19 protein-coding genes and 2 tRNA genes are annotated in these 18,575 nt (G+C 46.0%); 14 read left to right on the top strand and 7 right to left on the bottom strand.

Translation table 11 applies throughout. The features are described from left to right. Positions 1-183: hypothetical protein (locus QT990_RS28730; RefSeq protein WP_333466059.1), on the top strand; the 183-nt coding region annotated here is incomplete at its 5' end. 154 nt (positions 184-337) lie between these two features. Here QT990_RS28730 and QT990_RS35915 read toward each other — a convergent pair. After that, the gene (locus QT990_RS35915; protein ID WP_445252011.1) at positions 338-601 is read right to left on the bottom strand and encodes an NblA/ycf18 family protein; all 264 of its coding nucleotides are present in this window, start codon (positions 599-601) and stop codon (positions 338-340) included. A gap of 135 nt (positions 602-736) precedes the next feature. Here QT990_RS35915 and QT990_RS28720 point away from each other — a divergent pair, with 135 nt between their 5' ends. The 9 genes from QT990_RS28720 to QT990_RS28680 all read left to right on the top strand — a co-directional run bounded on the left by QT990_RS28720 (position 737) and on the right by QT990_RS28680 (position 10,153). After that, on the top strand, positions 737-1,333 hold the full coding sequence (locus QT990_RS28720; protein WP_333139497.1) for a phycobiliprotein lyase: 597 nt from the start codon (positions 737-739) through the stop codon (positions 1,331-1,333). Between the two features lie 272 nt (positions 1,334-1,605). After that, positions 1,606-2,364: a phycobilisome rod-core linker polypeptide gene (locus tag QT990_RS28715; protein WP_333139500.1), complete on the top strand. Its 759-nt coding sequence runs from the start codon at positions 1,606-1,608 to the stop codon at positions 2,362-2,364. A gap of 380 nt (positions 2,365-2,744) precedes the next feature. After that, positions 2,745-3,062 carry an NERD domain-containing protein gene (locus QT990_RS28710; RefSeq protein ID WP_333139502.1) on the top strand — a complete coding sequence of 106 codons (318 nt, stop codon included), beginning with the start codon at positions 2,745-2,747 and terminating at the stop codon, positions 3,060-3,062. Between the two features lie 592 nt (positions 3,063-3,654). Then, entirely contained in the window at positions 3,655-4,437 is a 783-nt protein-coding gene (locus tag QT990_RS28705; RefSeq protein ID WP_333466058.1) for a DsbA family protein, read from the top strand. Between the two features lie 460 nt (positions 4,438-4,897). Next, positions 4,898-7,246, top strand: a complete 2,349-nt coding sequence (locus tag QT990_RS28700) for a VIT domain-containing protein (RefSeq protein WP_333141519.1) — start codon at positions 4,898-4,900, stop codon at positions 7,244-7,246. Between the two features lie 107 nt (positions 7,247-7,353). Next, positions 7,354-7,428: transfer RNA gene (locus QT990_RS28695), tRNA-Asp, on the top strand. An 8-nt stretch (positions 7,429-7,436) separates the two neighbouring features. Continuing rightward, positions 7,437-7,508: transfer RNA gene (locus QT990_RS28690), tRNA-Ala, on the top strand. A gap of 68 nt (positions 7,509-7,576) precedes the next feature. Beyond that, the gene (locus tag QT990_RS28685; RefSeq protein ID WP_333141517.1) at positions 7,577-8,986 is read left to right on the top strand and encodes an SDR family NAD(P)-dependent oxidoreductase; all 1,410 of its coding nucleotides are present in this window, start codon (positions 7,577-7,579) and stop codon (positions 8,984-8,986) included. Positions 8,987-9,055: 69 nt separating this feature from the next. Further along, positions 9,056-10,153 carry a ribonuclease inhibitor gene (locus tag QT990_RS28680; protein WP_333300341.1) on the top strand — a complete coding sequence of 366 codons (1,098 nt, stop codon included), beginning with the start codon at positions 9,056-9,058 and terminating at the stop codon, positions 10,151-10,153. Positions 10,154-10,349: 196 nt separating this feature from the next. On the opposite strand, the gene rpe is transcribed toward QT990_RS28680, so the two are convergent. Further along, the gene (rpe, locus tag QT990_RS28675) at positions 10,350-11,051 is read right to left on the bottom strand and encodes a ribulose-phosphate 3-epimerase (RefSeq protein WP_333141513.1); all 702 of its coding nucleotides are present in this window, start codon (positions 11,049-11,051) and stop codon (positions 10,350-10,352) included. On the opposite strand from rpe, the gene QT990_RS28670 reads away from it, so the two are divergent. The 3 genes from QT990_RS28670 to QT990_RS28660 all read left to right on the top strand — a co-directional run bounded on the left by QT990_RS28670 (position 11,050) and on the right by QT990_RS28660 (position 13,191). Further along, positions 11,050-11,172 carry a hypothetical protein gene (locus tag QT990_RS28670; RefSeq protein WP_333105380.1) on the top strand — a complete coding sequence of 41 codons (123 nt, stop codon included), beginning with the start codon at positions 11,050-11,052 and terminating at the stop codon, positions 11,170-11,172. The two genes, rpe and QT990_RS28670, sit on opposite strands and share 2 nt — an antisense overlap. 124 nt (positions 11,173-11,296) lie before the next feature. Next, positions 11,297-11,671: a hypothetical protein gene (locus QT990_RS28665; RefSeq protein WP_172192965.1), complete on the top strand. Its 375-nt coding sequence runs from the start codon at positions 11,297-11,299 to the stop codon at positions 11,669-11,671. Positions 11,672-11,775: 104 nt separating this feature from the next. Beyond that, positions 11,776-13,191 carry an LCP family protein gene (locus QT990_RS28660; protein WP_333466057.1) on the top strand — a complete coding sequence of 472 codons (1,416 nt, stop codon included), beginning with the start codon at positions 11,776-11,778 and terminating at the stop codon, positions 13,189-13,191. Between the two features lie 8 nt (positions 13,192-13,199). Here QT990_RS28660 and QT990_RS28655 read toward each other — a convergent pair whose 3' ends face one another. Then, entirely contained in the window at positions 13,200-13,322 is a 123-nt protein-coding gene (locus QT990_RS28655; RefSeq protein WP_333141508.1) for a hypothetical protein, read from the bottom strand. 247 nt (positions 13,323-13,569) lie between these two features. Further along, the gene (locus QT990_RS28650; protein ID WP_333466056.1) at positions 13,570-14,469 is read right to left on the bottom strand and encodes an FkbM family methyltransferase; all 900 of its coding nucleotides are present in this window, start codon (positions 14,467-14,469) and stop codon (positions 13,570-13,572) included. 343 nt (positions 14,470-14,812) lie between these two features. On the opposite strand from QT990_RS28650, the gene QT990_RS28645 reads away from it, so the two are divergent. Then, positions 14,813-15,241: a DUF202 domain-containing protein gene (locus QT990_RS28645; RefSeq protein WP_333141504.1), complete on the top strand. Its 429-nt coding sequence runs from the start codon at positions 14,813-14,815 to the stop codon at positions 15,239-15,241. A gap of 158 nt (positions 15,242-15,399) precedes the next feature. On the opposite strand, the gene QT990_RS28640 is transcribed toward QT990_RS28645, so the two are convergent. The 3 genes from QT990_RS28640 to QT990_RS28630 form a co-directional block, all read right to left on the bottom strand. Beyond that, positions 15,400-15,822, bottom strand: coding sequence for a DUF2809 domain-containing protein (locus QT990_RS28640; RefSeq protein ID WP_333141502.1), 423 nt, complete (start codon positions 15,820-15,822; stop codon positions 15,400-15,402). 15 nt (positions 15,823-15,837) lie between these two features. Continuing rightward, the gene (locus QT990_RS28635; RefSeq protein WP_333141500.1) at positions 15,838-16,941 is read right to left on the bottom strand and encodes a DUF4241 domain-containing protein; all 1,104 of its coding nucleotides are present in this window, start codon (positions 16,939-16,941) and stop codon (positions 15,838-15,840) included. A 494-nt stretch (positions 16,942-17,435) separates the two neighbouring features. Continuing rightward, positions 17,436-18,350, bottom strand: a complete 915-nt coding sequence (locus QT990_RS28630; protein WP_333141498.1) for an alpha/beta fold hydrolase — start codon at positions 18,348-18,350, stop codon at positions 17,436-17,438. Between the last annotated feature and the right edge of the window lie 225 nt (positions 18,351-18,575).

The raw sequence follows: 18,575 nt of genomic DNA, 5'->3' as shown, positions 1-18,575 counted from the left end.
GAGCCGTGTGAAGAGAAATTTTCACGCACGGTTTTGGAGAGCGGCGGCGCTCGTGAGAGTGTCGCCGACTTTAATTTGTTGATAATGATTCGCTACCTACATTCGGCGAAAAACCCGAAGGGTGGCTTCCAACTGGCAAACGAGTTAAGCGTGGTTTGTACAGAACAGCTCAAGGTTGGTTGATTAATGCAGATTGCAATGGTTGTGGGAACATTGGTAGAAAAGTAGCGATAATGCTTGGACTCGATCTAAGCGGAATCGGTAGGGGTGCTTTGTCAGCGCCTTTAAGACTTAAATTATGGTCTTAAGAATCCCCGCAGCTTCAGCGCGGGGAGTGTCAAATATTCTTCATCCAATGCTTGAACAGGTTTTCTTTAACCATACTTTGCCGCATAACTTCGAGCAAGTATTCCTGAGCTTGGTCTTGGCTTAACCTTTTGACTTCTTCGCGCAGCACTTGAAGTTTGAACTGCTGTTCCATGCTGAGGCTGGTTGTAGGCATATCCATAAATCGCTCCTCCAGTTTGCTGAGATTAATGCGAAATTGATCGCAATGACGTTTCGCAGGATTTGTTGTGTCTCCTACATTGTAAACTATCATAACATTCCCTTGACAATATGTCCAAAGTAGACATTTTGAAACTAATTTGTGTCGCAAAAGTACATCAAAGTGGGGGGAGCCTTATCATAAAAAGGCGTAAAGACAGGGAAGCCTAAGCCAAAGGAGCTAGTTCGTATGGATGCAATGGAGTTTTTTCAAAGCAGTGCTGGGGAGTGGCGTTCTCAGCGCAGCACTCACCACCTCGCTTTCCGCCAAGCGGAGATTGGGGATTCAAATATTCAGGTAACGGCGCTGGGTGCGGATGACGCGCGAGTGGCCGATATTTGCAAGATGCACGAAGTTGATCCGAGCCGGGCTGCTGGGGGGGCTTTTGTGACTTGGCACGGCTCGATGGCGTGGGATAAGGATGATGAGAATCATAAAGGGTCTACGGTGTTCGCGATCGTCCCCGATCCTGAAAATCCCCGGCAGGGTTTGATGTTGCGGGAACGCGGCTATGCGGAAATTGTGCCGGTGGCTGGCCGTTTTGAGATGGATGACGAGGATGGGCTGCTGCTGATTACGGAATACGAGACGATGAGTTCGATCGAGCGTTTCTGGTTTGCTAATCCGAACGTGCGGATGCGGACGAGTACCGTAAAGCGCTTTGGCGGTTTCAGCACATCGACTTTTTGTACCGAAATTCGGGTGCAACCAGACTCGGATGCAACATCAGAAGCGGCAGCAGATCAAGTGGCCGCCAGCGAGTTTTATTCGGCTCTGGGTTGGTAATTTGGCTGTTGGATGTTGACTGTGGACTGTTGACTGCTGACTGCCCACTGCCCACTGCCCACTGCCCACTGCCCACTGCCCACTGCCCACTGCCCACTGCCCACTGACAACTGACAACAGTCAACAAATGTTACAGATTGTTGCAAAAATTCAGGAAAATCAGATTTAGATTGCGGGAATCCCCTAATCTGTATGTTGGTTAGTTGTATCCGTTATGCTGGCAGCTCACGGTGTCAACTATTTCTGAAATTTGAGATAACGGAGATTTTAACGTGGCGCTTCCTTTATTAAGCTACGCCCCCAAGAGCCAAAACCAGCGCGTTGCGGGTTTTGAAGTAGGCGGCGACGAGCAGCCGAGAATTTTCACAACTGAAAATGTGCTCTCGTCTGGAGACATGGAAAATTTGATTTGGGCTGGATATCGCCAGATTTACAGCGAACACCAAATCCTCAAGAGCAACCGCCAAAAGTCTTTGGAGTCGCAACTCAAGTTCGGCCAAATTACTGTGCGGGACTTTATTCGCGGTTTGGCGACTTCTTCTCCTTTCTTGGAGCGGAATTATCAAACTAACAGCAATTACCGGTTTGTGGAAATGTGCGTGCAGCGCATTTTGGGCCGGGATGTGTACAGCGAGCGCGAAAAGATTGCTTGGTCGATCGTGGTAGCCAATAAGGGGCCTCAAGGCTTTATTGACGAGTTGGTCAATAGCGAAGAGTACCTGGAAAAGTTCGGCTATGACACAATACCTTACCAGCAGCGCCGAATTTTGCCTCAGCGAGTTGGAGGGGACACTCCTTTCAACTTGAAGACGCCCCGCTACGGTGAGTACCACCGTTCGCAGCTTGGCTTCCCGCAAATCATCTGGCAAACCAGTGTCCGCCGTTTTGTTCCTCAAGAACAGCAGGCGAAGGCTGGCGATCCGTCCAACTATTTGGGTATGGCGCGCAATATGCCCATTCCTACTACTCCGCCGCAGCGCGTGGCTCTGGCTAATATCAATATCGAGACGATGGTTCCCCGTCGCCGGTAATTGATGCTGCCCTGATGCGATTATTTGTGTCGGGCGATCGACTGAATCGATCGGCTTTTAGGCTGAGAGAGTTTTGAGTCTTGAGTTTTGAGGTTTGAGTTTTTTGATAAACTTGGAATCCAAAACTCGGGACTCATAATTTTTTGTCATTAGTCATTAGTCATTAGTCATTAGTTATTAGTCATTAGTTATTAGTCATTAGTCATTAGTCATTAGGAAGAAAAATAATTCGACCTTTTCTCATTGTTAACTATAAGTGCATAGGTGCATTTATGCAGCCGCAATATAACGAAAATGCTGGAAAATCATTGCGTCGCCATGCTAAAGAGCTTCGTACCAAAGCCTTATACAGGTAAGGTGCCGCAACAGGGTTGGTGTTGTTGCCACTGCTGGTATACGCGGTAGCACCTTTTGCTCCTTTATTTTTATTTTTGGTCGCGGCTATTTTGATAGGGGCATTAATCGCCCTTCCGTTGATTGAGGACGGGAAAACGTTTTGGAAGTCGTCTCAGAGATTTGACCAAGGGGCCTGTGGTGAAGAAAAGATTCAGCAAGTTTTGAAGTCCCTAATCCAATCTGGATGGATAGCTGAGTACAACTTAAGATTGCCGGAAGTAGGCGATATCGATGTGTGGCTGCGATCGCCTAAAGGAGTCAATTTTATCCTTGATGTGAAGGGGAGCATCTCATATTTGTAAAAATACTTCTTCTGGCTCCTTCCTTCTGGCTCCTTCCTTCTGCCTCTTTCCTTCTGCCTCCTGCCTCCTGCCTCCTGCCTCAAAACTCCAATTTCTAGCGGAGGGCTGCAAAGGTGAGATGCTCCCGTCAATTCCCTCCGCTTCGCTTCACCCGAAATCAGGTAGGGGCGGGTTCACGAACCATATCTGCCAATAATTGACAATCTCAAAAACCCGCCCGGCCGGGATATTATGGTCAATCGATCGGACTAGATGTTAGATATAGTCCGGTAGTAAAATAACCGCGATCGCGTTTTTATGGAGGATTTTAGTCATCATAAAACTAACTCAAAATTTAGTCCTCACTACAAACATCTTTGATGGCGGTCGTTCGAGGAAACATAAGATTATAATACTAAATCCCGATTGTTTAAATCTTAATTATTGGGTTCCTAGCGGTTCCGGTAAGTAAAAAACCTTGCCAATTACCGATTACGAATTACTAATTATTGCTTAAAGCTAAAAATAACTGCACAGCAGTCAACAGCGGTATACCTGACACTCCGCCAAATTAAATGTAGGATTAAGTGTTGTCGTGAATCAGAAAAAAAAGATGAACTTATCCACTATTTGGCGAAAACTCCGCAGCCAGCAAGCCTTCTGCTTGGCTGCAATCCTCGCAGGTTGCCTTGTATTTATCGGTTGTTCCCCCGCCCAGTCAGCGGCTGGCAATTCAGTCGATCCCAAGTTCAAAGAGCAAGTCTTGCAGGTGATCCGCGAAAACCCGCAAGCAATTTTAGAGTCGGTACAAGCGTACCAGCAACAGCAGCAGCAGTCTCTCAAAGCAGCGCAGCAGTCATTTTTGCAGGAGATGAAAACTAATCCCAAATCTTCGATCGGGAATTCTCCCACCACGGGTTCAGCTTCGCAGCAGATTGTACTTTTAGAATTCTCTGACTTTGAATGTCCCTTTTGCGCGCGCGCTCACGATACTGTCAAGCAGTTTATGGCAAAACACCAGGCCAAAGTTACTTTAGCTTACAAGCATTTACCCTTGACTTCTATTCACCCTCAAGCGCTGCCAGCAGCTAAAGCAGCTTGGGCGGCCCAACAGCAGGGCAAATTCTGGGAATATTACAGCGCTTTGTTTGAAGGGCAGAAACAGTTAGGCGAACCATTGTACACATCGATCGCCCAAAAGCTCAATCTAAAATTAGATAAATTCAACACCGATCGCAACAGCCCCGCTGCAGAAGCCGCCATTGCCAAAGACGTGCAACTCGCTCAACAACTGGGCATTGAAGGGACTCCCTTCTTTATTATGAACGGCAAAACTTTCTCCGGGGCGGTCGAGCTTTCTGAGATGGAAAGCATTCTCGCATCTGTCTCGAAATAAGAAATTAGGAGAGGGCAGTGCGGTGTTCCTACAATATTATTTTGGGATAGGGAGACGGCACTGCCCAGCTTCGTGTAACCAAACAGGTCAATCGATTTTAGATTTTAGATTTTAGATTAAAGAATTGAAGCATTGACTTGCGCGAGATGTATCCGGGGGCTTGTATCCTGGATGCTTCGGTCAAATTCAGTCACAGACTCGTGTTTGACGATTAAGACCAGGTTCGCCCCAATTGTCGGAGGGGACAAGAATCTTCTCAAAGTTGTGCGACTATCAGGGGGGGCCAGGGGGATTTAGACTTCGCTGTGAACCAGAGATAAAAAGGTTTTCAGGCGATTGTTGACACAAATGGGAATTGCCGTGTCCTTTTGCTCGATCGCATACAAAAAATCGATCTGAGACGATAATGGTGTTGCGATCGATCGATCAACTCATATATTACTGATGGAGGAATAAGCTCATGACACCCGTGACCTCTCCAACCGATCGAACCAGTGGATTATACGTGCGTTCCCCCGATGGAGAAAAACTCGTTTTTCCCCTGAAACATACAGAAGTCAGAGCCAAAATAGCCGGAAATTTATCGCGAGTTGAAGTCTCGCAAAAATTTGAAAATCCTTTCACAAAGCCGCTGGAAGCCGTCTATATTTTCCCGCTACCGGAGGAAGCAGCGGTAGATGAAATGGAAATTAAAATCGGCGATAAGACCATTAAAGGCAGCATCAAAAAACGCGAAGAAGCACAGCGAATTTACAAAAAAGCCAAACAAGAAGGACGGACTGCGGGTTTGCTGGAACAGGAGCGAGATAATATTTTCACCCAGTCCCTTGCCAACATCCAACCGGGCGAAGAAATCGATGTCACGATTCGCTATACCGACAGCTTGAAATTTCTAGCTGGCGATTATGAATTCGTCTTTCCGATGGTTGTCGGGCCGCGATATATTCCCGGTACGCCGCTGGATGAAACGGCAGCCAGCGGTAGTGCCCCAGCCCCAATGACAGTTAATTCCGATACCGATATTGTTCCCGATGCGTCGCGGCTGAATGCCCCGATTTTGCCACCGGGAATGCGATCGGGACACGATATCGGCGTGACGCTGGAAATTGAGGCGGGCATACCGATTCGCAACGTCAATTCCCCATCACACCAACTGCAAATTGAATATTTCGAATCTCCCCAAATTTCCTTAGAAAGCGAGCAGAAAAATGGGCAGAGGGTGCGCGTTCAGTTGGCCAATCAAGATACAATTCCCAACAAAGATTTGATTGTGCGCTATCAAATTGCGGGTGGGGAAACTCAATCTACGGTATTAACTCAAGCGGACGATCGCGGCGGGCATTTTGCAGTTTACTTGATTCCGGCGATCGAGTACAAAACTGATGAAATTGTTCCGAAAGATGTCGTATTTTTAGTCGATACTTCCGGTTCGCAATCCGGTGCGCCTTTGCAGCAATGTCAGGCATTGTTGCGGCAATTTATTAACGGGCTGAATCCAGCGGATACTTTCTCGATTCTGGATTTTTCCGACCAAGTGCGGCGACTTTCCCAACAACCGCTACCGAATACAGCAGAAAATCGACAAAAGGCGATCGAATATATCAACAAACTGTGCGCGGCAGGTAGTACGGAAATGTTGGGCGGGATTCGGGCGGCGATCGATTTTCCCGCACCATCCGGGCGCTTGCGAACTGTGGTATTCCTCAGCGACGGTTACATCGGCAACGAAAACGAAGTTCTCGCCGAAGTGCAGCAACATCTCAAATCAGGGAATCGCCTGTACAGTTTCGGTGCGGGGAGTTCCGTCAATCGCTTTTTGCTCGATCGCATTGCCCAAATCGGGCGGGGAATCTCCCGGATCATCCGGCATGACGAACCGGTTAACGAATTTGTCGAAAAGTTTTTCCGGCAAATCAACAATCCGGTGTTGGTAAATCTGGAAATTACTTGGCAGGGAGAGGGCGAAAATCCGGTAATTTATCCGTCAGTTGCGCCGGATTTATTTGCCGAACAACCGCTGGTTCTCTTTGGAAAAAAGGGCGATCGCCAAGCTGGAACACTTCAGATAAAAGGGGTTAGTGCAGGCGGACACCAGTACGTCCAAACCTACGACATGAACTTTACCGATCCTGGAAATCCGGCAGTTGCCCAGCTTTGGGGGCGGCACCGCATCAAATATTTGATGAGTCAGATGGTGCAGTACGAAATCAAGGTGGGGGTGGAAACAGTGACAGAAACGGCGCTAACCTATCAGCTTCTGTCGCAGTACACGGCTTTTGTGGCTGTCAGCGATGATGTGCGCGTCGAACCGGGTACGGAATCGATCTCGATGAACGTTCCTGTAGAAATGCCGGAAGCGGTGGAATATCTGGGCGTATTGGGCGGCACAGGCTATGTAGAAGATAATGGCTGCACAGACTGGATGGAACAAGAACAAGAATTAGAACGCGGCATCTCATTCGGCAGCTTTGCGGCAATGGCTTGTGAAGAGATCGAAGAGATCGCACCGTCAAAGGCGCGCCGTACATCACCTGTAGAAGTCGTTAGCGCTGCGGGGTTGGATGAAGAGGCGATCGATAGTTTAAACGAACACTTGGAAACTCTGACTGTGCCGCCCGGTACAAACGGCGAATTGGTGTTAGAAATTGTCTTCAGTAAGGTGCGCGCCAGCCGCATAGTTGTGGATGCTGAGGCTTCGACTTTGGCGGATGTGGAGTTGCTGAAAACGATTAAAAAATGGCTCTTTAGCTGGCGCATTCCTCACTTTATTGGGGATGCAGTGCGCCTGACGTTGCGGGTGCGATCGTAAAACAGCTTGAGTTGCACCACAATAGTCTCCTCATTCGGACCAATAATTATTCCGATGCTACCGGAATTGATATAACTATAATGTAGTAGCAGCGATTTCTAAGATTTGGGACTGGTAGCTCAAGAGGAAGGGCACTGCGACATCATCGCGGAGGTTGGGAGTTCGAGTCTCCCTCAGTTCCACCTTTTTGGGGGCTATAGCTCAATGGAAGAGCGCTTTCTCAGCAGGGAAGAAGTTGGAGGTTCAAATCCTCTTAGCCCCCACCCATCGATATCAAATCTGGATATATGAAGGGGTTTTCGCGCTCCATTTCTCAAGGGGTTGGTCAAGATGAATATCCCACCAGACCAATTAGAAATTTGCCTCAATGTTCTGCAACAAATTTCAGAAGATCCAGCGGTCATTGGCGACCACGATCGCTTCAAAAGTTTGATTGCCAAAATCTACAAACAGGGACGCAAAGGTTGGCGTCAAACTCAACAACAACAACGGCGAATTGAAGATCGCCAACTCAAAGCATCAACCGTCATGGTGCAGTATCAGCACCAACAAAAGCCATTCGCTGCGTTACCAGAATCAACAACCCGATCGCAGCATTTGCACAAGCCCATCCTGTGTTACATTTGCAAAACACCCTCTACAAAAATTCATTTTTTTTATCATTCACTCTGCCCAAAATGTGCTGAATTTAATTACCAAAAACGACAACAGCGAACCCATTTAGTTGGGCGAACTGCATTAGTGACAGGCGGACGCATCAAGATTGGCTATCAGATGGGATTGCGACTGTTGCAAGATGGTGCTAGGGTGATTCTCACCACAAGATTCCCCTATGACTGTGCTAATCGCTATAGTCTAGAACCCGATTTCGAGCAGTGGCGCGATCGCCTGCAAATTCACGGACTCGATCTGCGAAATATTCCCGCAGTGGAAACATTTGTACGGAATTTATTCCATACTGAATCCGCTCTGGATCTGATTATCAACAATGCAGCTCAAACTATCAAGCGTCCATTGGCATTTTATCAGCATCTCTTAGAGCGAGAAGAAGAAGCATCACAAATACTCAGCAACAACGCGCAAGCATTAATCCCGATCAATAGCAATCTATTAAAGGAGCAATTACCTCGACATCAATCTCTTTTACTCGAAAGTCAACCGAATTACAAAGCTCGCCTACCGGGTGCGATCGCTGATTACTTCCCGCGCGATTGCTTCGATGCTGACGGACAACAACTGGATCTTCGCCCTGAAAATAGCTGGTTGCTAAAACTGGATGAAGTAAATACGATTGAGTTACTTGAAGTACAGGTGGTGAACGCGATCGCACCCTTCATTCTTAACAGTCAACTCAAACCATTACTACTTCGTTCATCCTTTGAAAGACGCTTTATCATCAACGTTTCGGCGATGGAAGGACAATTCAACCGCGACAGTAAAACACCCTATCATCCCCATACCAATATGGCAAAAGCAGCTTTGAATATGATGACGCGAACCTCGGCGGTTGATTATGCTCGATCTAATATTTTCATTAACAGCGTCGATACGGGTTGGATTACCAATGAAAATCCTTATTCTAAAAAAATACGAGTTCAAGACGAACAAGGTTTTTACCCGCCATTAGATGCGATTGATGGGATGGCAAGAATTTACGATCCGATTGTTCAAGGTATTGAAAACCCCGATCCTCCCATTTACGGTCATTTTATTAAAGACTACGCCCCCTATCCCTGGTAGCAAATGATGATAAATACCGATCTTCACTGTCCGTTACCCAATCCTATAGAGTCTTCCTCCGAAGTTGTAATGGAACTCAAATCGTTAATCGATTATCTCCAAACCGATCGACCGATCGCTCAAAAAGTAGTCTTCCCGCGCGGCACAGTCATGCCCGATGGACGACTTGATTTGTGCAAGCAAGATTTAGGTGTAATGGGATGTCATTTAGTGACTGAAGCATTGGCAAACAATGATGCGATCGCTAGCTTATTATTGGGAACCAATGGTATTGGCGATCGGGGTGCTAAGGATGTGGCGCGATTGATTCAACGTAACAACCGTTTAGAGATTGTCTATTTAGGTTGCAATGCGATTTCATCGACAGGTATTGCTGCACTTGCCGAAGCGCTGACGCAGAATCAATCTATAACTGGTTTGTGGTTAAAACGCAATCCGATTGGCGTAGGAGGTGCAGATAGTCTAGCGGAAATGTTGCGTCACAATACAAGTATCCGCACGCTAGATTTGGTCAATACTCAAATAGGAGATGAGGGATTAGCCGCCATTTTAGAGGTTTTGACTTACACCAATCGTACTGTTGAACGGCTGTACTTGGGCGGCAATCAAATTCAGGAAAACCATGCTGCTTTACTGGCTAATCTTTTAGCTTATAATCCTGTTATTACTGGCTTATTTCTTAATGTCAATCATCTGGGCGATCGAGGTGTTACAGTTTTAGTGGATGGATTGGCAGAAAATAAAACACTGGTTGATTTAGGACTAGCTAGCAATGGAATTGGGGTAGCAGGGTGCAATCCATTATTAGCAGCAGTGGCAACCCATCCCAAACTTAGTAATCTGGATTTAGGTTATAGTCCTTCTACAGGAGTGTTGGGATCGCAGCCCAATCAGATTGGAGATATCGGTGCAAGTGCGATCGCCCATTCGATCGCACGGAACCAAACCTTATTGAAACTCAATCTTTGTCGGAATGGAATTGGCAATTTGGGAAAAAAAGCGCTCATTGCTGCATTAGAAATCAATCAAAAATTACGTTATCTGATTTTAGATGGGCAACCCGATCGGCGAATTGAAGTTTTGTTACAGCGCAACCGAATGCTGAATTTGGGTGAAGAATTACATCAGCCTCGTAGTGTTTCTTTAATTCAGAGTGTATATCGTTGAGTTTAACTCTTTTCATCCCACACTAACCTCGATCGGTATAGTGTGGGGATTCCCGTCTGTTTAGCTAAAAAGTCATCAAACAGTTTGTAGTCAGGACTTCAGTCCTTTGTGAAATCTTTTAGCCACTAAGGACTAAAGTCCTGACTGCAAACCAGTTTTATTCTGGGTAATTCACCGGACACGATCGAATTTTTGATTAAACCGCAGCTAACTCAGGAGTCGGACGCTTGCTGTGGCGGATACCCTCGATCGCCCCTGCGTAATCCTTCGCCTTAAACACAGCAGAACCAGCGACGATCGCATTTGCGCCCGCTTCCAGAACCTGCCAAGTATTGTTCCCCTTCAAACCGCCATCTACCTCAATCCAAGGATCGAGGCCCTTGTCGTCGCACATTTTACGCAACTGGCGAATTTTCGGCAAAACAGCCGGGATAAAACTTTGACCGCCAAAGCCGGGATTGACGCTCATAATCAGCACCAAATCGCAAAGTTCCAGCACGTACTCGATCAACTCCAGTGGCGTCGAAGGATTCAGAACCACACCAGCCATTTTGCCCAATTCCCGAATTTGGCCGAGGGTGCGGTGCAAGTGAGGCGAAGCATTGTGTTCCGCGTGAACCGAAATAATGTCAGCACCAGCCTTAGCGAAGTCCTCGACGTACTTCTCCGGCTCCACAATCATCAAGTGGACATCGATCACCTTGGTAGTAACGGGGCGAATTGCCTCAACAATCAGCGGCCCGATAGTAATATTAGGAACAAAGCGACCGTCCATCACATCTACGTGAATCCAGTCAGCCCCAGCTCGATCGACAGCCTGAATCTCTTCTCCAAGACGGCTAAAATCGGCTGATAATATGGATGGAGCAATAACGATGGGTTTTTGGGATTGGGTCATGGCTAAGTCTGTTCTCCTGACTGCTGTGCTGTATCCAGTTTATCAAAATACGGGTCTCCGGGTCGAAAAGTTGCCAACGATCGATCGCGAGATTGGGAGGGCAGAAAAATTTGGCCTGTGACAGACAAGTTTGGCGATCGCGCCCCAGCCCAGCTCTGGGAATTTTGGTTTAGGATATTAATTTTCCCTCTAACAAATAACTTTTGTGCAAAATCCGACCTTCTGCAAATTTTGAGTAGCGAATTATGAAAAATACAGATCCCTTAGAAAATCCTGAACTCGATCGTGCCAGTCTGTTTGTATTAATGATCCCAGTCATCGGCTTTTTCCCCGCCCTGTGGACTCTTTACCGCCGTCAGGGTAGTCCCGAACGCAAAGCCATCAGCCGCTTGGCAATTGCCCTTGCTTTTAGTTGGCTCTTAGGACATATTCTTTTAGAAGCTGGAGCGATTTCTGCGGAATCTCCGACACTTCCCATGTTATTAATGAGTAGCCTGCTAACAACCAGCTATTTCATCGTTGCTCTGGGACTGATGGTTCGCCTCTGGAAGCGTCAACCGCTATGGTTGCCCGGAATTAGCCGCGTAGCCGAGCAAGTGGTGGGCAAACATTTATCATAATTTAGGGTTTTTTTAAGCCCTTACCCTATTGATTGAGTGCGTCTTCAGCTTGATACTACATATTGCCATTATCTTTTTTATTTTTGTTGTGTGTGAGGAAGCCAGTGCCAGCTCAAAAAATTCCTAATCAAGACCCTATCCAACAATCAACTGCTCAACCTGCAACCAAAAAAGCTTCCCAGCCCCATCGAGGCCGCTGGCTGGGTTTTGGTTTTGGTTTGGCTGGAGTAGCCATGCTCTCAGCCACAGCCGGAGCATTGCTAGCCGTCTCCCTTTCTACAACGCCGCTTCAGCAACAAAAGTTGAGCCCTGAAGAAGCAGCAGTATTTTCTCAAGGCGACATGGCAAAGCTCAACATGAAGATGCCGGAGCTGACTCGGCCAGTTAATATTTTAGTTTTAGGACTTAAAGTTCTGACCTCTGACATCGAAGGAAGTGTCAACAAAAATGTCGGACACGAGGTTTGGGAAAACTCCTTTAAGGGGTTAACCGATACCATGCTGTTGGTTAGGTTTGACCCCCAAAATAAAAAGTTAAGCGTGCTTTCCATTCCGCGAGACACCCGCACCTATGTTGAAGGCAGGGGTGTCGTGAAAATCAACGAAGCTAATTACTACGGTGGCCCGGCTTCGTCAGCGAAGTCAGTCAGCGGACTCCTGGGCGGTGTGGGAATTGACCGCTACGTCACAGTTAATATTCATGGCATAAAAAGTTTGGTAGATGCCCTGGGTGGCATTACTATTAATGTCCCTAAAGACATGAAGTATACCGATGAAAGCCAGCATTTATATATAGATTTAAAGGCTGGCAAGCAGAAACTAAACGGCGAACAAATCGTGCAATATTTGCTTTACCGGCACGACGATTTGGGCGACATCGGGCGGGTGCAGCGCCAACAATTGTTGATGCGGGCTTTTGTGGAACAGGAAGTTAATGTAGGTTTGCTGTCTCGACTACCGAAGATTTTGTCGGTGATTCAGTCTCACCTTGACACGAATTTGAGTATCGAAGAATTGGTGGCTTTGGCTGGTTTTGCTACTCAAACCGATCGCGCTGGCGTGCAGATGTTAATGGTTCCCGGCAAATTTAGCGATGCTAAGGACTACAAGGCAAGTTTTTGGTTGCCCGACCAATATGCCATCGAAACTATGGTGGCGGAACATTTTGACTTCGGCCAAAATACTTGGACAATTGAGAATGCTGATTCGACTTTTCTGAATGTGGCGATTCAAGATAGTACCGGAGATCCCTCGGCGGTTGAAGCTTTTGTCAATAATTTGACTCAAGCCGGTTATCGGAATGTTCAGGTTTATAAAGCTTGGCCCGAACCGCTGGAGGTAACTACTCTAGTAGCTCAACAGGGCGATATTAAAGGTGCTCAAGCGATTCGCCAGTTTTTGGGTTTTGGAGATGTGCTGGTTGAGAGTACCGGTTCTTTGCAGTCGGATGTGACAATTAGATTGGGTAAGGATTGGTTGGAGAAAAAGGCTCAGTCCGGCAGTGCGGCTAAGTCTTTTTAAACTGGATTTTAACAGGGGTATTTGTAGGGACACAGCAATGCTGTGTCCTCTTCTTTTCTGTTGGTAGAGATGGAGGCGATCGCTTTTTTAATTTGGTATTTGTAGGGACACAGCACTAAGCTGTCGCGCATTTAAATTGTATATTCAGGGCGGGCGGGACGCCCAACCCCTACTCCCCACAAGACGGGGAATTGTTTTTTAACAGACAATTTAAATGTAGAACAGCTTATCTTATCATCAGTGTTATCACTGAACAAGAGAAAAGACAGGTATAATATACAGCATATCCCGTGATTTCCACCCTTGCCTGTTTCTGCTTTATCCCTCATAAATTCAAAGGCAAAGGTTGCTCTTTGCCTAAAAACCTTAACCATCAATTCATTTAGGAGAGAAGATTAAATCGTCTATTTCACTTAATTGATCTTCCGAAATTTTTAAGGTTTGACCACCTTTTGTATACAGACTATCTCGGTAAATTAATTCATAGTGATATCCCATATTATTCATATAGTCTAGTAAGTATTTTGAGGTCAAACCCGCAGCTCTTATAGTTTTCTGGTTAATTTCCATTAAAATTAGGGGACGAAATTTCGCCAGGGTTTTTTCTCCGCCTTTTAAAGCATCTAATTCAGCCCCCTCAATATCGATTTTCATGACATCTAGACGTTGGATTTGAGGATTTTCTTCCATCCAACGATCTAAAGTCGTTAACTCAATTTCTCCTAAGCATTCTGTATAATTTTGATCGGGGTAAATTGTGGCTACTCCTTCATTATGCAAATTATAATGTTTTTCTTTTTCCATTGAGATGTAGATAGGCAGTTTACCCACTCGATCGCTCAAACCTTTTTGTACGAGTTGAACGTGATTCCATTGATTCATTTTAACATTAGAGGATAACTTTTCAAAAGTTGTACTAACAGGTTCAAAGGCAATCACAGAACCCGAAGTTAATCGTTTAGCAGCGAAGCAAGTAAATTCCCCGTGATTGGCTCCCACATCCATAAAAACCATCTCCGGTTTGAGAAGATTCTCTAAAAAATTGCACTGATGATAGGAATAGAAACCTCGCCAAAAGATTTCGTTACAAATATAACTCTTGAGATCGCAAGTAAAGTAAAGATTGCGATCAAAATCATCAATAACTACGGGTTGAGTGGGTTGAGGATAGAGTTTACGGGTTAATTCCCCTAAATAACCCAAAGGTGGATGTTGGTATGCAAATTGGGTAAATTTTCTGGTCCAGTTAAGAAAAATATTCATGGGTTGATGGTTCATTTATGGAGAAAAATTGCTATTCAATTTAATGTCATAAGGATTATATCGCAAATCTCAAGGAACGATGAAAATCTCTGACCCAAAAACCCGGTTTTTTTTTAGTCGGAGTCATCAGTCAGGAATCAGGACTTGCCCACTCGGATGCCTGGAAGGTTTTTTACCGGGATTAAAGGCTATAACACAGTCTTTTCCTAAAAAAAACCGGTTTCTGCGCTATTCCTATGATACTATCTTTTTTGGTGATAATGAATCACGATCGCAATACCGATACTTCCCTCCGCAATCACAAGTGAAACAATAATCTACCAGGGAAAGCCTAAGATATTTTATAAAGGTAGGGTTGATGAACAAGGAGCCTAAAATAGACCGACAGCGGGAACATCAAGCAAATGAACGCACGTTTCTTGCATGGTTACGAACTTCACTCGCTTTAATTGGTTTTGGGTTTGCGATCAGTCGGTTCAGTTTATTTCTCCGTCAATTTCAAGCTACAGTGACTCAGCAAGAAGTTTCCTCCCCTCCCTTCTTCAACTCCGAAACTTTAGGGCTGAGTCTGGTCGTTTTTGGAATTGCGGTGATTGCCTTAGCAGCATGGCGTTATAATCGAGTATTCTGGCAAATTGAGCGAGGTGATTATCGCCCAAATCGTGTGCTAGTTTGGATTCTGACTGGAGTTGTAATGATTTTAGGAACGTTAAGCATTCCCTTGTTGCTGTGGCGCGATCGCGGAAATATAGCTCCCACTTCAACTCCTAAAAACTCTCAATTCTAAGTTAATCCGATTGCTTATAATTGAGTGAAAATAACCGCAACCATATCATTAAGCTTTTGTGCATCTAGATTGTCTATAGTCTTAAAGGAGCTGATGGGGAGAGGATTTGACGATTTTGGCTCTGGTCATGGAAATATACAATTTAAATGCAGTACAACTTACAAGCGGAAGCAAGTGAAATGAAGCCATCGCACCCACAACCAACCTAAAAAACTCCCCACAAAATAAGAGATAAAATCTGACCAACTAAAGTGATTTCCCAAAATCAGCCTTCCTGGTAAAGTAGCTCGCATTGCTTGTAGACACGGAGGAGTCCACAGTTGGAGAAACTCTACTCCGCAGGTAGCTAGACACACAGCTACAGCCGCCCTAATTTGCGAAAATCGCGGCAATATCAGAACTACCAGCAAAATCCAAAATACCTCATAAGCTATGCTCCCAAAAGAGTCGTTGAACCATTCCGGTGCAGGGCCGCGAGAAAATCTCACTACGTAACCTAAAGGGATAATGACAGTAATGCTGATTAGCAGAGCAACTCGATATTTGAAAAAACGGTGATGGGGAGAAATTGGGGAAGTCATTGATTCCGGCCACAATCACGGATTTGTTGTCACAGGTTGAAGTGGATAAACCTCAGCAGTAAATGTCATCTTCAATACTGCATTGGCTGGCAACGGCTCATTGAACCAATGTTCTTTGTACCACCTATCCTCTTCTATCAATGAAAACATACAACGCTCCGCAAAACAGCGATCGCCAGCGTCTAAATTGACGCTCCAGGGCTGCCGCCCCTGTCCTTCCAAAACCAAGATGCAATCTGGGTTGCTGGGTTGATCGTTCAGCGAATCATCACTAAGCTGAACCCAACTTGGGCGATGAAGGCTGAGTCTGATAGCCACCTCAAGCCGCTCCAAGTCAGGATGCTCTATGGATTTTTCTAGGAACCTTGTGACTGCTTCAATCTCGATATCTTGCGTGATGCCCTCAAGCAGTACCCCGAAATCAGTGACCAAACAAGCCAGTTCATCATCGGCTGTGAACCCCCAATAACTGGCATAGGAACCATCCCCGTATCCACTTGAAAATGCGATCGCATTGCCCTCAGTATCAGGGTCTAGGGTGAGATTGAAAGTGTTAGTATCGGGGTCTAGGGTGAGATTGAAACCACTCGGATCGATAATTTGCTGAAATGGGTAGGTCAATTGAGTTACCAGATCCTGAGCTGCTAGCCAGGCATCCAATTGCAACTTTTGTTCAAAGGCACCCTCGACTAGACCCTGCAATTCTTCAGCAGAACGCCGCTCAACTACCTGAGCATCCACAAAACAGCCCATTCCCGCATCAACACCATAGCCAAAAAACTGATTCCCTCTTAACTCGGCCCAATCCTCACTTGGACGCAGAGCCATCTCCCAACGGACAGGGGATTCAGAGCAAAACTTAACCATCGCACAGGCAATGGTCCAATAGTCAACCACACTTAGCAACACAGGATAGCGCCCTGGTGGAACGGTTCTGGTAAATGGGGCAACGTCTTTGCACCACAGCCAACCGGGGTCGCACGCAATAATACGCCCTGAAGGTAAAACTAAGTCACCCGCCTGAACAACATCACTGGTTATGCGACCCTCTGTGAGCGATTCGTAGACTTGATTGGGCTCGAATGCTGCGAGGAAATTGGTATGAGCCTTTAGGGACATGAGGCGATCGCAGTTAGATAGAACATTTTTACTACTCTAATATATGATTTGTGGTTCAACATCAAAGATTGCTTGGGTAAGCCATATCTATTTAACCGGACTTGATATGACTGGCATAAAATCTTAACCTGTATCGGATTGAGTGTCTGGTACAACTTGCAAAAGAATTACATTGCTGTGGCGCTCGCCATCGATCTAATTCATCTGCGTTAATCTGTGTTTATCTGCCCTCATCTGCGGTTAAAAAAAGAGAATTTGTCGGGTCGCAGATGACAATAGATTGACGCAGATTAACGCAGATGAATAGAAGAGAGATATCAATAATTCCGATGCTAACAGATTTGATATAATATCAATTACGGCTGCACTCCATATGATACCGAGGACACACCAGTGCCGTGTCCTAATTTCTTCTTCCTACTTCTTCCTTCGCGTTCTTCGCGTCTTCGCGGTTCAATCATACCAATTCTTCCCGCACCAAAGGAGCAAAAGCACTAATTGTCTGCAAATGCCGATCGCTCTTTAATCCAATCGAGTAAAATAGGATTGACCAATTCCGGCGCTTCATCCTGGGGGCAGTGGCCCACTCCCTCCAAAGGAATAAACTTTTCAACAGCCGGAAACTTTGCCAATTCTCGCCCCAATGCGATCGGCTCCCAAGGGTCATCTGTCCCCCACAAAATCAAAGCCGGACAGCTTAAACGAGGCAACAAATCCTCCGGTAGCGGGCCTTGAGAATAACTGATAAATGCTACAAATACTTCCACAGCGCCGCTGTCTTTAGCCGGTTCCAGCAGCATATTTACCAGTTCGTCGCTGACAGCTTCAGGACGGCGATATGCTTGCAAAAGCACTTTTTTTACTGTTTTTGGCGTTGCTAATTGTTTAAAAAATAATTGACTTATCCACTTGACATTTAAAATTTTTTGTGCAATTGGCGCTCCGAAACTGCGATACCAAGGCAATTCGGCGCGTTTGCGATCGTGCAGCAAGCGCAGGGAACAATTGAGTAAAATTACGCCAGAAGCAATATCGGGAAAATCCACTGCTGCTTGCATAATTGCCACACAGCCGATCGAATTTCCCACCAAAAAAGCCGGCCCGCCCGCAACTTCCCGACAAAAATCAGCAATTAGCTGTCCCCAAGTTTCAAAAGTATAGTCAATTTCAAGTTTGGGCGCGGGTTTAGCAGAACCGCCAAAACCGATGAGGTCGATCGCATAACAGCGGCAATCAGCAGCCAGCGCCGGCAAATTCTTGCGCCAGTGGCCCCAAGACGCACCAAAACCGTGGACAAACACCACCGCAGGCCCCTGGGAACCCGCAGCCTGGTAGCAAATCGGAAAGCCTTTCCACAGCCAAGTTTGAGGCGAAATAAGTGTTGACAAAGCGGGACTAGAAGATGCCATAGAAATAAAAAAGTGAAACTTTAAGAGTGAGAAGGAATTCCGTCATTACTACAAACCGTATCGCAATTCGAGGCAACCGCTAGGAAATAAATCCCAAACCTCCCTTCCCTCCTCCCTCTGCGCCCTCTGCGCCCTCTGCGGTTAATTCCTCTTCCTTCTGACTTTGCAGTTAGAGCCGATATTATGTCACGATTAAACCTGCTGACTTCTTTGCTGTATTAAAAT

It is taken from the genome of Microcoleus sp. T3_B1 (assembly GCF_036700445.1).
Classification (GTDB): domain Bacteria; phylum Cyanobacteriota; class Cyanobacteriia; order Cyanobacteriales; family Microcoleaceae; genus Microcoleus.
Note: the sequence above shows the minus strand (reverse complement) of the source record. Positions and strands in the feature narration are given on the sequence as shown.

Bases quoted from the DNA above. Each gene is read 5' to 3' on its own strand.
- QT990_RS28655 (WP_333141508.1), bottom strand. From the start codon at position 13,322: ATGCGCGACAGCTTAGTGCTGTGTCCCTACAAATACCAAATTAAAAAA.
- QT990_RS28630 (WP_333141498.1), bottom strand. From the start codon at position 18,350: ATGGCATCTTCTAGTCCCGCTTTGTCAACACTTATTTCGCCTCAAACT.
- QT990_RS28670 (WP_333105380.1), top strand. From the start codon at position 11,050: ATGGCTAAGTCTGTTCTCCTGACTGCTGTGCTGTATCCAGTTTATCAA.
- QT990_RS28705 (WP_333466058.1), top strand. From the start codon at position 3,655: ATGAACTTATCCACTATTTGGCGAAAACTCCGCAGCCAGCAAGCCTTC.
- QT990_RS28650 (WP_333466056.1), bottom strand. From the start codon at position 14,469: ATGAACCATCAACCCATGAATATTTTTCTTAACTGGACCAGAAAATTT.
- QT990_RS28680 (WP_333300341.1), top strand. From the start codon at position 9,056: ATGGAACTCAAATCGTTAATCGATTATCTCCAAACCGATCGACCGATC.
- QT990_RS28645 (WP_333141504.1), top strand. From the start codon at position 14,813: ATGAACAAGGAGCCTAAAATAGACCGACAGCGGGAACATCAAGCAAAT.
- QT990_RS28640 (WP_333141502.1), bottom strand. From the start codon at position 15,822: ATGACTTCCCCAATTTCTCCCCATCACCGTTTTTTCAAATATCGAGTT.
- rpe (WP_333141513.1), bottom strand. From the start codon at position 11,051: ATGACCCAATCCCAAAAACCCATCGTTATTGCTCCATCCATATTATCA.
- QT990_RS28720 (WP_333139497.1), top strand. From the start codon at position 737: ATGGATGCAATGGAGTTTTTTCAAAGCAGTGCTGGGGAGTGGCGTTCT.
- QT990_RS28635 (WP_333141500.1), bottom strand. From the start codon at position 16,941: ATGTCCCTAAAGGCTCATACCAATTTCCTCGCAGCATTCGAGCCCAAT.
- QT990_RS28665 (WP_172192965.1), top strand. From the start codon at position 11,297: ATGAAAAATACAGATCCCTTAGAAAATCCTGAACTCGATCGTGCCAGT.
- QT990_RS28700 (WP_333141519.1), top strand. From the start codon at position 4,898: ATGACACCCGTGACCTCTCCAACCGATCGAACCAGTGGATTATACGTG.
- QT990_RS28685 (WP_333141517.1), top strand. From the start codon at position 7,577: ATGAATATCCCACCAGACCAATTAGAAATTTGCCTCAATGTTCTGCAA.
- QT990_RS35915 (WP_445252011.1), bottom strand. From the start codon at position 601: ATGATAGTTTACAATGTAGGAGACACAACAAATCCTGCGAAACGTCAT.